Annotated in this window: 13 protein-coding genes; 2 read left to right on the top strand and 11 right to left on the bottom strand. The window is 61.1% G+C overall.

Annotated elements, in window-relative coordinates:
* Positions 1-66 precede the first annotated feature (66 nt).
* Both X907_RS07710 and X907_RS07705 read left to right on the top strand, forming a co-directional pair.
* Positions 67-2,682 (top strand): helix-turn-helix transcriptional regulator, encoded by a 2,616-nt coding sequence (locus X907_RS07710; protein ID WP_009802139.1) that lies wholly within the window; start codon positions 67-69, stop codon positions 2,680-2,682.
* A gap of 30 nt (positions 2,683-2,712) precedes the next feature.
* Positions 2,713-3,894 carry an NAD(P)/FAD-dependent oxidoreductase gene (locus X907_RS07705; RefSeq protein ID WP_009802140.1) on the top strand — a complete coding sequence of 394 codons (1,182 nt, stop codon included), beginning with the start codon at positions 2,713-2,715 and terminating at the stop codon, positions 3,892-3,894.
* Positions 3,895-4,411: 517 nt separating this feature from the next.
* Here the strand turns inward: X907_RS07705 and X907_RS07700 are convergent.
* From X907_RS07700 to trbB, 11 genes are read right to left on the bottom strand one after another with little or no spacing between them, the layout of a single operon-like run.
* Positions 4,412-4,672: a DUF2274 domain-containing protein gene (locus X907_RS07700; protein ID WP_009802141.1), complete on the bottom strand. Its 261-nt coding sequence runs from the start codon at positions 4,670-4,672 to the stop codon at positions 4,412-4,414.
* A 3-nt stretch (positions 4,673-4,675) separates the two neighbouring features.
* On the bottom strand, positions 4,676-5,854 hold the full coding sequence (locus tag X907_RS07695) for a TraB/TrbI/VirB10 family type IV secretion system protein (protein ID WP_112062329.1): 1,179 nt from the start codon (positions 5,852-5,854) through the stop codon (positions 4,676-4,678).
* Entirely contained in the window at positions 5,851-6,888 is a 1,038-nt protein-coding gene (trbG, locus tag X907_RS07690; protein ID WP_112062328.1) for a P-type conjugative transfer protein TrbG, read from the bottom strand. Before trbG ends, X907_RS07695 begins: the two co-directional genes overlap by 4 nt.
* Entirely contained in the window at positions 6,885-7,568 is a 684-nt protein-coding gene (gene trbF, locus X907_RS07685) for a conjugal transfer protein TrbF (protein WP_112062327.1), read from the bottom strand. The genes trbG and trbF overlap by 4 nt, the downstream gene beginning before the upstream one ends.
* Positions 7,568-8,854, bottom strand: a complete 1,287-nt coding sequence (trbL, locus tag X907_RS07680; RefSeq protein WP_009802145.1) for a P-type conjugative transfer protein TrbL — start codon at positions 8,852-8,854, stop codon at positions 7,568-7,570. The genes trbF and trbL overlap by 1 nt, the downstream gene beginning before the upstream one ends.
* 3 nt (positions 8,855-8,857) lie before the next feature.
* On the bottom strand, positions 8,858-9,130 hold the full coding sequence (trbK-alt, locus tag X907_RS07675; protein WP_009802146.1) for a putative entry exclusion protein TrbK-alt: 273 nt from the start codon (positions 9,128-9,130) through the stop codon (positions 8,858-8,860).
* A gap of 5 nt (positions 9,131-9,135) precedes the next feature.
* Entirely contained in the window at positions 9,136-9,876 is a 741-nt protein-coding gene (gene trbJ, locus X907_RS07670; RefSeq protein WP_009802147.1) for a P-type conjugative transfer protein TrbJ, read from the bottom strand.
* Entirely contained in the window at positions 9,869-12,328 is a 2,460-nt protein-coding gene (gene trbE / locus X907_RS07665) for a conjugal transfer protein TrbE (protein WP_112062326.1), read from the bottom strand. Before trbE ends, trbJ begins: the two co-directional genes overlap by 8 nt.
* A 3-nt stretch (positions 12,329-12,331) precedes the next feature.
* Positions 12,332-12,601 (bottom strand): VirB3 family type IV secretion system protein, encoded by a 270-nt coding sequence (locus X907_RS07660; RefSeq protein ID WP_009802149.1) that lies wholly within the window; start codon positions 12,599-12,601, stop codon positions 12,332-12,334.
* Positions 12,601-12,930: a TrbC/VirB2 family type IV secretion system protein gene (locus tag X907_RS07655; RefSeq protein ID WP_009802150.1), complete on the bottom strand. Its 330-nt coding sequence runs from the start codon at positions 12,928-12,930 to the stop codon at positions 12,601-12,603. The genes X907_RS07660 and X907_RS07655 overlap by 1 nt, the downstream gene beginning before the upstream one ends.
* Positions 12,927-13,910 (bottom strand): P-type conjugative transfer ATPase TrbB, encoded by a 984-nt coding sequence (trbB, locus tag X907_RS07650; protein ID WP_112062325.1) that lies wholly within the window; start codon positions 13,908-13,910, stop codon positions 12,927-12,929. Before trbB ends, X907_RS07655 begins: the two co-directional genes overlap by 4 nt.
* Between the last annotated feature and the right edge of the window lie 49 nt (positions 13,911-13,959).

Below are 13,959 nucleotides of genomic sequence, written 5' to 3'. Positions count from 1 at the left end.
TAGAGTTTTTGTGCGCTAGGTAAGATGTCGGCACGCCTACGATACATCACTTTCAGGGAGGGAGGGATGATTAAGACCTCCAGCGCAATCCCGAACGACATCTACGATTTTCTGGAACGCATGAATGTCCGTCAAAAGAAATTGACTCAGGGCTGCCTGAGACGTGACAGACTGGATATTGCGGGACACCCCGGCGCGAAATGCCTCCTTTATCAGGCACCTCGCGGCTTCGGCAAATCAGTGCAGATCGCCTTGTGCGCCCAATCGGCTGCCGACCGAGGAGACGATTGTATCTATCTGGACCTGTCGTCGTTCTGGCCAGAGAGCGTCTCTGAAGCGGACCTTATTGCAACCGCGATTGTCGCAATGCTTTCGCCACCGGACCTTCCCGTCACGTCCGGTGATCGCGGCCCAGAGATCATCGCACTGCGCCTTCTTTTCGATTGGAAAAGACCCGTCATGATTTGCTTGGACGGCGTTTCTGACTCTGCCGCCACACAGAGATTTCTGAAAACGATCACCCTGGAAACGCCAGAAGCCGTTCGACTGGTAGTAAGCGGGCACCAACCGGGCACGTTGGTCACCCTGTCGGTAGTTTCGCATGTGGTTACGATCGGTCCAAGAGAGTTAAGCTTCACTCTTGACGAGACATGTTCAATTCTACCGTTGGAAGCCGACCGGGCGACGAAGATATACAACAAGACGGCTGGTTGGCCGCTTCTATGCGCACTGGCTGGCAAATCGAAAGCATCAGGCGACGCGATCGCTGACCTTTCAGAGGTTCAGGCATACTTCGAAACCGACGTACTGGCACAGATTACGCGGCCGCTCCTCGATCACCTGATTAACGCCAGTTGGCTGGAGGAAATCACGGCAGACTGCAGCGATTATGTGTTCAAGATTAACGATTCCAGTTGCAAATTGGCAGAACTAGCATCGCGCCACGGGCTTTTGATATCCAGCGTTGAAAAACCAAAATGCTATGAAATGAACCGGGCCCTGAAAGAGTACCTGCGCAATCGTTTCATCGAAGCAAATGGATCGCGTCGGTCGTATTTCCTAAAACGTATCGCATTCTGGCATTGGCGAAAAAAAGAGTACCGTTTGGTCGTGGATGTTGCTCTTCGCGCACACGATCACAACTGGGCCAAACGGCTAACTGATCAAGCTCTGTTCGATCTAGCCCTGAGACAAGGAGAGATTGAGGCCTTGACGATCTGGTTCACGGGCATTCCCAGAGCCAAACTGCTTCAGATGCCATCCTTGGCTATCGGATATGCTTGGGTGCTGTACTTCAGTCAACGCGCACAGGAAGCACAGGATGTGCTTTCCAGGCTGAACGACCAGAGGGTTTCCGCACCTTCGGAGGAGGAAGATTCGAATGGCTGGGGGAAACTGGTGCATGCCATCGGTCTTGCCACCCACGATGAATTGAAAGAAAGCGATGAAAGATGCGCGGCCTGGGTTGATACCTATGGGTCGGCCAATCCTGTCGGCCATGCCGCGGCACAGACGTGCAGAGCATTCATCGCCGCTTCCGGCAGGCAGTTTGCTGCCCTTTCAGATCAAATAGCCTCCGCCACGGTCGTGAGCGGCGCGGTCCGTCACCGTTATGCGTTTGGCTGGCTTGCTGCTGCTGGGATTCTGGCTAAGCTGCTCAATGGCGACATCTATGGCGCGCGCAGCGAGATTCGTCGCGCACAGAAAAACGAAAACGTCGCCCATGAGCGCACACCCTTTATCAAAGGAATGCTCGCGGCCTTCGAGCTTCAGGTCCAAACAGAAGAAGAGTCGATCACACCCGATGAGCGTCTTGTGCAAGAGGCTCTGGATTTTGCGCTGGAATTCGGGGTGACGGATGTGGTGTGGAACACCGTCCGAAGCGCGGCCGAGATCTATATTCGCCAGGGTGACACATTGCAGGCGTTCTTGTTGCTTGAACGTTGCCGCCTGATGGCAAAGGATCGCGGTCTGAAGCGGCTGGGCATTCTGGTGCGATTGGGCTCCGAAGTCTTTGCTATGGGAACCCGAACCAGCACTCCGCTCTCGACCGAGCCGCTTCCGTCCGACGAAGACCTGCTGTTTCTGCCAAACCAGAATCGCGCCATCCAGGCGGAAATCGCCTTGCTAGAAGCCTCAAGATTTCTGCGAGACGGCAAACTGGGCCTGGCCGAGATGCACGCTCGAAAAGCCCTTTCCAACTTTTCCGCCGTCCGAGACCAACGCGGAGAAATCAGGGCGCAATATACGCTTGCGACTGCAATTTATCTGATGGGCGAAAAAAAGCAGGCGCTGAAAAGAATCGCCGATGCCGATCTGAAGGCACAACAACTGGGCGCTTTCAGGTCCTTGATAAACAGGCGGCATTTTCTGCGTGTCATCAGTCCAGCGGCGAAAGCGTTCTTGGATCAACGGACAACTCAGGTCGCCAGGACCAAAGTACCTGCGCATGATGTGCAGATTACTGAACGCCCCTTTGCATATAGATCGGCCCCCATAAGTCAGAAGCAGGTAATCGTCCTGCAACATGCCGCACTTGGGCTGAGCAACAAGGAAATTGCAGTGCGCATGCATGTCACGGAAGACACCGTGAAGTGGCATTTCAGAAAAATTTTGCGTGGTCTAAACGTCGCCAATCGCACCGAGGCAGTAATGGCTGCGCGCTCGCTTAGCCTCATCTAAACAATCGGTAAACCCGGGGAGGAAAGAAACATGAACACAACTGTGATTATCGGCAATGGAGCGGCCGGAACAAATGCTGCCGCAACCTTGCGCATGAATGGCTACGAAGGTGCGATAAAACTTATTGGCGATGAGGTGTCGCTGCCTTATCAGCGCCCGCCTCTGTCCAAGGCGTGGCTGCAGGGACCGGATAGACCGCAGCCAACTCTGATACGTCCTCTTTCATTCTACGAAGACAATCGCATCGACCTGATGCGGGCGCGCAAGGTCGTCAAGATTGATAGGAATAAGCGTAGAATCCACTTTGCGGACGGGAAGACGATGAAATTCAATACCTTGATCCTTGCCACAGGGGCATCGCCGCGTCGTCTTAATGCGAAGGGCGCGAACCTGAAAGGGATCCACTATCTGAGAGACCTGGGCGATTCGGCAAGGCTTCGCCAAGCCTTGAGCGATCCTGGCTGTCGCGACGTTGCAATCATTGGCGCCGGTGTTATCGGGCTCGAAGTGGCCTCTGCCGCGGTCAATCTTGGGAGAACCGTCACTGTTGTCGAGGCCGCCGCTCGCGCCATGGCCCGCGTTGCCTCACCCGCAACAACCAATTTCGTTACTCAGAAGCTGAAAGATGCCGGTGTTCAGTTTCTCTTCAATCAGAAGATTGAGAGGTTCGGCGCCGCTGATCGCCGCGTTTCCTCGATCCATCTTGGCGATGGATCCCAAATAAAGACCGATCTCGTGTTGGCGGGGATTGGTGCAACACCCAATATTGCGCTTGCCGAAGCCGCGGGCCTGGAATGTGACAATGGTATCTGCGTCGATCAGGACATGCGGACATCTGACTCCGAAATATTTGCAATCGGAGATTGTGCCCGCGGTGAAAACGAATTCGCATCCGGAAAACTGCGTATCGAAACCATTCACAATGCAACCACGCAGGCCCAGATTGCGGCAGCGGCCATTTGCAACAAAGAACGTCCTACCCCAGTTCCCCCACGGTTCTGGTCCGATCTCAAAGACATGAAGGTTCAGGCGGTCGGAATATCGTCCGGTTACGATCTGGTTCGCAGCGATGCTTCTCAGCATCCACCAACTTTGGAAACGCATCTGAAATGCGGCGAACGTCTTATCGCAGCCGAGATCGTAAACCTTCCCAATCGTCAGAGCGCCCTTGCGAGAGCGATTTCTCCGCGCATTCCAGTTGACACTCAATAATCCACAATCAGGTCTGATTTTGGGGCGAGTTCGGCCACTTTTTCTGCTTCGAAGCCGCATCCAGAGTATTGGACAGATTCCACACCTCGTTCTTTGCGCCTGGATTTGAATTTTCAATAGGTTGTCCATTGGGCGATGCCGAAGGAGACTGATGTTCCGACACGTCAACTTCGCCGGAGGAACACCACATGGACATGCATCAGAATGCGCGCACTGACCCGATCCTTTTGGACGCGGCCACGAACAAAGAATCACCTGGCTGCATTCATGGAGGTAAAGCGATTTCGGCCTGAAGAAATCATATCGAAATTGCGCAAGGCGGAGGCAACTGTGCGCATCGCGACGACTGCCACCCTGCTTTCTTCCCACAAAGACAGCTATACTCAACAGGACATTGACAGCTGGCGATCCAGCCCTCCCGCCAGGTTCCTCACAGGCGGTAGCCACCGGAAGGCGAAGCTTTTTTGGTGATTGAACGCTCGATGCCTGGATGGCCGTGATGATGAAGCTTCGGACATCAGGTGATTTGTGGTTCCGACGTTGACCGGGGGGAGTAAGGCGACCGGCCACTTTTTCGAGATTTCGAGAAACCACGATCTGTCGCCATGAACCGCGCCAACATAGGTGCGATAAGCTTTGCGGCTTCGTTCTTCTGTCCGGTCTCACGGGCCAGCACGTCAGCATAGGCAACAAGATCGCGATGCACATCGGCGGGAAGTTCAATACTCAATTTGACAGGTTTATCGTCTGGGATGGCGCCGAGTTTCAATTTGGTCATGGGTCAATTCCGATAGGGTTCGAGGATGAGGTCGCGCGTGACCATCACGCGCACTGGGAATCCGGGGCGAATGGTCAAGGTCGGCGGGATGGAAAGCTGACGACGAACAACCTCCTCACCGGCGCGGCCGATCGTGTCCTGCGTTCCTTCGCGAATGGCGCGGGCGATGTCGTCGTCATCATCGGCGCCAAGCTCCACACCGATATTCAGGACAGTGGCGAGCCCGGCCGCCATGAACAGCCGTCCCCAGTGGTTGTTGACGCCGTCTTCGAGGCCGGCATAGCCGGCCTCGTCGGCGCCGGGCTGGCGTTCGAGAACGATAGAGCGCCCATTGGGCAGAATCAGCCGTGTCCAGGCCAGCAGCACGCGGCTTTGGCCGAAAGCGACGCGGCTATCGTATTCACCGATGAGGCGCGCGCCTTGCGGGATCAGCAGGAAGCGACCGGTCGGGCTGTCATAGACATTGGATGTCACCTGCGCGGTGATCTGACCGGGAAGGTCCGAGCGCAGACCCGTGACCAGCGCCGCCGGAATGACCGCACCGGCCTGGACCACATAGGGGCTTGGCGGATCGGTGAGCCGGTCGTTGCTTGTCGTGCGTCGATCAATGGGTTCGTCAAGGAAGGCTTCCCGTCTGTCCGTGGCATCTGGTGCTGCGCTTGTTACGCTCGCGGGAAAGAAGGATCCGGCGCCGGATTGTAAAGGACCGACCGCCGACGAAGTTTGAGGCTGGTCATCGATGGTGGTCGTGGCTTCAGCGAAAAGTCGGCTGAGCCGGGCTGCCTCCAACTCCTGCGACCGGCGCTGTTCGTCAGGATCGACGGCAGGCGCAGCGACGACCGCCGGCACGGGCTGACCGCGTTGTTGAGCTGACAGGATCGGCCGCCCGAGCTCCCCGGGCAGTGGCGGCCCAAGTTGGGGTATGTTTGTGTAGTCGGTCGGAAGGCGCGACAGACCTTCGGCTGCCTGGATTCGCTCGGTCGAATAGAGTTCCGGCGGTCCATCGGCCGGTTTGCGATCTTGCAGAGCCACAATCAGGATGGCACCGAGACCGAGGCCTCCGACCGCGCCAAGCACCGTCAGCGTGCGGCGCGAGAGACGCATGACCGTTGGCGGATCGGCGCGCAGCCGCAAAGAGGCGGCAATCTCTTTGTCCTCACGGGATTCTCTATCGTCGCTCATTTGCGTGGCCCCACGGCGCCGGGGCGTGACGCGGTAGGGGCGTTGCGGCTCACCCCGTCGGTGCGGACGATCCGCACGCGTTTCTGCCTGTCGCCGAGACGCAGTTCGGCGGCGGCGAAGAGCCGATCGACGATCATGTAGTTGCGGGCGATGCGATAGTTGACGAGCTGGCCTTCGCCTTCCGGACCGATAACGAAGAGCGGCGGCATTTCCCCCTGTCCGATCCCGCGCGGGAACTCGATGAAGACCTGCCGCCCATCATCGAAAGCGCGAAGCGGCCGCCAGGGCGCGCGGTCGCCCTCGATCCGATAGCGGAAGCGCAAGGAGTCGAGGACCACGTCACGTCCGATCGGCAAGGCTGCTTCCGCCTCGGCGTTGCGCCGCCTGAGCGCGATCAAGGCATCCTCGGCATAGGTCCACGAGACGGACGCCATGTAGGCGGACGGGTTCGCTCTCAGTTCGAGATGATAAGTCCGCCGATCCGTATTGATGACGAGGTTGGTCTGAAGATCAGGCCGCGTCGGTTTGACCAGAATATGGATGCGCTGATCATCCCCTGAACCGCTCTGGGTGTTGCCGATGATCCAGCGCGCCGTGTCGCCGGCCGCGATCGGTCCGGAGCCAACAAGGCTCTCTCCGGGCTGCAGGGCGATATCGGTGATCTGCCCCGGCGATGCGTAGACCTGATAGAGCGCGCCCTCGGTGTAGGGATAGAGTTGTACGGCGTTGATGAAGCCGTCTCGTACCGGCTCCATCCGGGCGGCGGCGTTCGCCTCGTTCACCCGCTCAGCGGGACCGGCAGATTCCGGCGCTCGGTCTCCCCCATTGATCGGCTTGAGTTGACCAGGCAGCGGCAGTGGGCTGGTGCGCTCGACGATCCGCACCGGACTCTCCGGTTCCGGAAGAAGCTTCGCTTCGATCGGAGGGGTGTCGTAAGCGATCTCCGGCGGTTTGAAGGTCGCGCATCCCGAGAGAGTGGTCGCGGCGAGGAGGACCGTCATGGAGGCTTTGTTCAGGCGAAGTGTCTTTATCATTGGGCGGACTCCCGGGACCAGTTGATGGCGTTGACAAAGATGCCGAGCGGGTTTTTGCGCAGGCGCTCGGCATCGCGCGGCTGTTGCAGAACGATGGTGAGAATGGCGGTCCAACGTTCCGTTGCGGCGAGTTGTCCGTTGGCGTAGCGGCGCTCGATCCAGGCGATGCGGAAGCTGCTCTCGGAGGCGCGGATAACGCTGGAGACTTCGACCGAGATCTGCGTGTCGCCGACCTTGGCGAAGGGATCGTTCACCCGGGCGTAGTCGTTGAGCGCCAGCGCGCCCTTGTCGGTCGTGAAGTCGTAAGCGTGCAGCCAGTTCTGGCGCAGCACGATCGGATCGGCCGGGATTTGGCGCACATTCTCGATGAAGCGCGAGAGGTGGTAAGCGATCTGCGGATCGGTCGGTCGGAAGTCGGCGGTGGCAGGCGTCACGGCTTGCGCCGCGCCAAGCCTGTCCACCTCGACAACATAGGGCGTGATCGTCCCTTGTGTGGACTGCCAGACAAGCGCGGCGCTGAGCCCGCCTGAGAGCAGCAAAGAGCCGAACGCCATCAGTCGCCAGTTCCTGGCTTGCACGCGGGCGGACCCGATGCGTTCGTCCCAGACCTGTGCGGCTTTCTGATAGGGCGTGACGGGCTCTGGGGTCTTGGAATAGCGAACGCTTGGACGACGGAACATCATGATTTCTCCGAAAGGCTGACGGCGGTCCCGCCGCCACCATGGTCGCCAGAGCGAACGGCATGAGCTGCGACGGCGGCGCCGTGGTGAAGGGTTTGCTGTTGTTTCATGCGCCGCGCCCAGGCTGGCGGTACGCCACTGGCTGAGGGCGAGACGTCGGGGCTGTTACTGAACTTGCCGCCGGTCGCTTCGAAGGCTGCGCGCGAACCTGAGCGGTAGCTTTCGCTCATGGAACGGCGAAGCGGGTTCGTTGCGGCGCTGACGCCCGCTTTTCCAACGCTAGAGAGACCGGCGGCGACACCGGAGGCGCCGCCGCCAGCGGCAGCGTTTCCCATGCTGTAGGCGGTCGAGGCGCCACCAGCGACTGCCGCCGCGCCGCGCGCTCCGGCGCCGACTGTTCCGACGGCCATCCGGGCGCCAGCGACCCCGCCGACAGCAAGCCCGCCGGCGGCGAGACCTGCGCCAACCGCAGCGCCTGCGCCGAGTTGCGGGCCGCCCGAAACGATGCCGTTGGCGATGCCCGGACCGAAGATGCCGAGCGCGAGCATGGAAAGCGCGGCGAGAACGATTGCCATGGCGTCTTCAATGGTCGGCTCACCCGTGAACCCCGCGGTGAACTCGCCAAAGATGGTCGAGCCGATGCCGACGATCACGGCGAGCACCAGGACCTTGACCCCGGACGAGATCACCAGCCCCAACACGCGTTCAGCCATGAAGGCGGTTTTGTTGAACAGGCCGAAGGGTACGAGGATGAAGCCGGCCAGCGTGGCGAGCTTGAACTCGATCAGCGTGACGAAGAGCTGGATCGCCAGAATGAAGAAGGACAGGAGAACGACCAGCCAGGCGAAAAGCAGGATGATGATCTGGAGGAAATTCTCGAAGAAGGAGACAAAGCCCATCAGATCGGAAATCGACGCGAGAATCGGACGGCCCGCATCAAGGCCGATCTCTGCGATGCGGCCGGGCTGAAGCAGCTCGCCGGGGCTAAGGCTGCCGCCCGAAGCGATGAGGCCAAGCCCGGCGAAGCTTTCGAAAACGATGCGGGCGAGCGCGTTCCAGTTGCCGATGATGTAGGCGAAGACGCCGACGAAGAGCGTTTTCTTGATGAGCCGGGCGAGGATGTCGTCGTCGGCGCCCCAGGCCCAGAAGAGCGCAGCGAGCGTCACGTCGATGACGATCAGGGTCGTTGCCAGGAAGGCGACGTCGCCGCCGAGCAGGCCGAAGCCGCTGTCGATGTAGGAGGTGAAGACCTGCAGGAACCGGTCAATGACGCCAACACCGCCCATATCCTACTCCTTCTCGGGATCGTCGCCGGGAAGCCCGAGAAATCGGCGGCGTTGCTCTGCCCAGGCGGCGCGACACATCGTGTCGATTTCCAGCTCTTCCGGCGTCACCGTTCGGCAGCGAGAAAGTTCCGCCTGCAAAGGATTGTTGGTCACGGGAGGAACCGATGGCGTTTCCGGAGTGACCGTATTCGCCAGCTCAACCGCGGCGAAGAGCGCAGCGAGCCCGCCCAAGGCGATGGCGACGGGCCTGATGATTTGGTCGGGAGAATTGCGCACGGGTATTACCGGAACATGCTGACGGCGGTTGGCGTGTAGCCGGTCCCGTAGTCGAGGAAGCGATTGAGGTTCTCGCGCCCCTGCGCTTTAGCGGACGCGCGCCGAGCCGCGTCCAGCGCGTCCGCGCGGTTCTGCGCGGTGATGGCGGCGGTTAGGTCCGTCATCTGCTGGCTTTGCAGGGCGAGAAGTTGATTGCCGGCCTGCGCCGCCTGCAAGGTGCCGACCGCACCCTGGCTTTGCGAGACGAGAGTGCTCAATTCCGTGCGCGTCGCTTCAATATTGCCGACGACGCCGGCCTGGACCTTCAACGCGTCTTCATAGCCTGCAACCGAGGTCCGCCAGCGCGCCTCGGCATTGGCGTTCATGGCGGCGAAATCGCCGGTTGCTGCGGCGTCTCCATATTGTTCTGAGAAGACGCGTTCGATTTCGGAGACGACGTATCCAACGCGCTGCGCTTCGCCCAGCAGATCTTCCGTCTGCTGCATGATCGACCGCAGACGCGCCAGCGATGAGTGCGGCAGGTTTGCGAGGTTGCGTCCCTGGTTGATCAACATCTGCGCCTCGTTCTGAAGCTGCGTGATCTGATTGTTGATCATTTCGAGGGTGCGTGCGGCGGTGAGAATATTTTGCGCGAGGTTGGTCGGATCGATGACGACGTCGCCGACGCCGAATAGCGCATAGGCCGGTTGCATCGGCGCCAAAGCGATGGCTCCGGTCAGCATGAGGGCGGCGAGTTTCTTACGCATGAGTAGTCTCCGTGGTTTGAGGGGATGGGATCGGATCAGGTGTTTGGCCGAGCAGTTCGACGGCCCAATCGAGACCGCGACGGGCGAGCCAGGCTGCGGCGAAGCCGTCTCGTCCGTGTTCGGAGAGGATGTCGGTGATGGCGGCGTGATCGGTCTTCGACGATGCGGCCGTGAAGGCGAGCGCGACCTCGCCGAGACCGAGCGAGAAGAGCCGATTGCCGCGGCGCGACTGGCAGTAATAGTCCCGCTTCGGCATGGCCCGCGCGACGATCTCGATCTGGCGTTCATTGAGGCCGAAGCGGCGGTAGATGTCGGCGATCTGCGGCTCGAAGGCACGCTCGTTCGGCAGGAAGATGCGCGTTGGACAGCTCTCGATGATGGCGGGCGCAATCGCGGAATTGTCGATGTCGGCGAGCGATTGCGTGGCGAAGAGGACGGAGGCGTTCTTCTTCCTTAGAGTCTTAAGCCATTCGCGGAGCTGGCCGCCAAATGTCCCGTCATCGAGCGCGAGCCAGCCTTCATCGACGATGATGAGGCTCGGACGTCCATCGAGGCGATCCTCGATCCGGTGGAACAGATAGGCGAGCACGGCCGGCGTCGCGGCCGATCCGATCAGCCCTTCGGTCTCGAAGGCCTGGAAATCGGCTGTTCCGAGTTCTTCTGTTTCGGCGTCGAGCAAACGCCCGAAGGGGCCGCCAAGACAGAATGGCGTGAGCGCCTGTTTGAGTTCGGTCGACTGCAACAGGACGGATAGCCCCGTGAGCGTTCGTTCTGCGACAGGCGCCGAGGCGAGCGAGGTCAGCGCCGACCAGAGATGATCCCGCGCGACCGGATCGATGGTGACGCCTTCTCGCGCGATCAGGCCGGACAGCCAGTCCTGCGCCCAGGCGCGTTCGCCGATATCGTCGATGTTGCGCAGCGGCTGAAGCTGGACGGCGGCTTCGTCATCCGAAAGCGCGCCGGCGAGATCCTGCCAGTCGCCACCACAGGCGACGGTCGCACAGCGGATCGAGCCGCCGAAGTCGAAGGCGAAGATCTGCGCGCCCGCATAGCGACGAAATTGCAGCGCCATCAACGCCAGCAACACGGATTTGCCCGACCCGGTCGGACCGACGACCAGCGTGTGCCCGACATCGCCGACATGGGGTGAAAAGCGGAACGGAGTCGAGCCTTCCGTCTCCGCGTAAAAGAGTGGAGGTCCGTCCAGATGATCATTGCGCGCCGGTCCTGCCCAGACTGCCGATATCGGGATCATGTGGACGAGATTGAGCGTGGAGACCGGCGGTTGACGGACATTGGCGTAGAGATGGCCGGGCAACGAGCCGAGCCACGCCTCGATGGCGTTCAAAGTCTCGGGCATGCAGGTGAAGTCACGACCCTGAATGACTTTTTCCGCCGCCTTTAGCTTGGCGTCCGCGACGGCTTCGTCCTCATCCCAGACGGTCAGCGTAGCGGTGATGTAGGCGGCGCCCGCTATGTCGGCGCCGAGCTCTTGCAAGGCTTCATCGGCGTCGGCGGCCTTGTTCGCCGCGTCGCTATCGAGCAGCGTCGACGCCTCATTGGTCATCACCTCTTTCAGGATCGCGGCGATGGATTTGCGCTTGGCGAACCATTGCCGGCGGATGCGCGTCAGCAGTTTGGTCGCGTCGGTCTTGTCGAGGCAGATAGCGCGCGTGACCCAGCGATATTCGAAGGGTTGGCTATTGAGCTCATCCAGCAGTCCCGGCCATGTGGCCGTGGGGAATCCGATGATGGAGAGGCTGCGCAGATGCGCCCCGCCCAAACTCGGCGCCAACCCGCCGACAAGCGCGCTATCGGCCAGGAGCGCATCGAGATGCATCGGCGTTTCGGGCAAGCGCAGGCGTTGACGACGCGTCGACACGGTCGAATGCAGAAAGGTCAGTGTCTCTTCGTCTGAGAGCCAGGCGGCCTCCGGCATGAAGCCGTCGAGGAGATCGAGCAGGCGATCCGTTCGCGCCATAAAACTCTCGACATGCTCTCGCGGGTTGAGGCTGCTGTCGGGCGCGTCCTCATAGAGCCATCGTCCCGCGCGGCTCGTATCGTCGAGCGGCGGCATCCAGACGAAAGTCAGGAAGTAGCTGCTTTCGAAATGTCTGGACGCATCTTCAAACTGGGCGCGTCGTTCCGCGTCCACGAGGGCGGAAACGGCATCGGGAAAATGTGAGAGCGGATAGTCGCGCGCCGGCGCCCGCTGCGCTTCGACGAACACCGCCCAGCCCGATCCGAGCCGGCGAAGGGCGTTGTTGAGCCGGCTGGACACGGCGACGAGTTCTGACGGTGTCGCGGAGTCGAGGTCAGGCCCCCGAAACCGTGCGGTGCGTTGCAGACTGCCATCCTTGTTGAGGATGACGCCCTCCGCGACGAGCGCCGCCCACGGAAGAAAATCTGCCAATAGCGAGGCGGTCGAGCGATATTCGGCGAGGCGCATCATCGCTCAGACTCCGAACCAGGTTGGGAAACGAAGATGCCGGCGCGCAACATCGACGATCTGGGCATCACGTTTTGCGGCCCAGACCGCGAGGAGATGGCCGACAAGCCAGAGTGCGATCCCGACCACCCAGAGCCTAAGGCCAAGTCCGACGGCTGCTGCGAGCGTGCCGTTGGCGATGGCGACCGTGCGGGGCGCGCCGCCGAGCAGGATCGGTTCGACCAGGGCGCGGTGGACGGGCGCGTAAAAGCCCGGAATGTCGGCCAGCTCGCGCATCAGATCAGCGCTCCGCCGCCGAACGAGAAGAATGACAGGAAGAAGCTCGACGCCGCGAAGGCGATGGAGAGGCCGAAGACGATCTGCACGAGGCGGCGAAAACCGCCGGAGGTGTCGCCGAAGGCGAGCGTCAGTCCTGTGACGATGATGATGATCACCGCGACGATCTTGGCGACCGGCCCTTCAATGGATTCCAGGATTGACTGGAGCGGCGCCTCCCAGGGCATGCCCGAGCCCGCCGCATGGGCGGGCGCGACGAGCAAAAGGCTGAACGCGAGCGCCGTCGCGTAAAGCGGCCAGCGCGGATAGAGAATTGTGGTTTTGGTCATGGATGGTCTCCTGTCCTGGGGTGAAGAAGCGGTTGGATCTGGTAGTCCCCGGTCGCATCGAGGCCCTCGACGCGGGCGAGTTCGGAAAGTCGGCGCGCCGATCCGCGCCCCGAGAGGACGGCGATCAGGTCGATTGTCTCGGCGATCATCGCGCGGGGCACGGTGATGACGGCTTCCTGGATGAGCTGTTCGAGGCGGCGCAGCGCGCCGAGCGCTGAACCGGCATGGATGGTGCCGATGCCGCCGGGATGGCCGGTGCCCCAGGCTTTGAGGAGATCGAGCGCCTCAGCCCCGCGCACCTCGCCGATGGGGATGCGGTCAGGCCGCAGGCGCAGCGAGGAGCGAACGAGATCGGAAAGCGACGCGACGCCATCCTTGGTCCGCAGAGCGACAAGGTTCGGCGTCAGGCATTGGAGCTCGCGTGTGTCCTCGATCAGAACGACGCGGTCGGAGGATTTGGCGACTTCCGCCAGCAATGCATTGGTGAGCGTGGTCTTGCCGGTCGAGGTGCCGCCAGCGACAAGGATGTTGGCGCGGGATGTGATGGCGTCGCACAATGCCGCCGCCGCATCGTCTGGCATGATCTCGGCGCGGACATAGTCTTCGAGTGTGAAGACCGCGACGGCCGGCTTGCGGATCGCGAAGACCGGGGCGGCGACCACAGGCGGCAGAAGCCCCTCGAACCGCTCCCTTGTTCCCGGCAGCTCCGCGGACACACGCGGAGCGCCAGCATGAACCTCTGCGCCGACATGGTGCGCAACCAGACGGACGATGCGTTCGCCGTCAGCGACGGAAAGCTCTTCGCCGGTGTCGGCGAGGCCTTCGCTCAGGCGGTCGACCCAGAGGCGGCCATCCGGATTGAGCATCACCTCGACAACCGCAGGGTCTTCGAGCCATGCGGCGACGTCGGCCCCCAGAGCGGTTCTGAGCATGCGCGCGCCACGGGCGAGCGCTTCGGATTTGAATGTATGGACGGTCATTGGCGGCCCCGCATTGGATTACGGGGTCGATCAAGAAGACCTTTAAAGG

It is taken from the genome of Glycocaulis alkaliphilus (assembly GCF_004000605.1).
GTDB lineage: Bacteria > Pseudomonadota > Alphaproteobacteria > Caulobacterales > Maricaulaceae > Glycocaulis > Glycocaulis alkaliphilus.
Note: the sequence above shows the minus strand (reverse complement) of the source record. Positions and strands in the feature narration are given on the sequence as shown.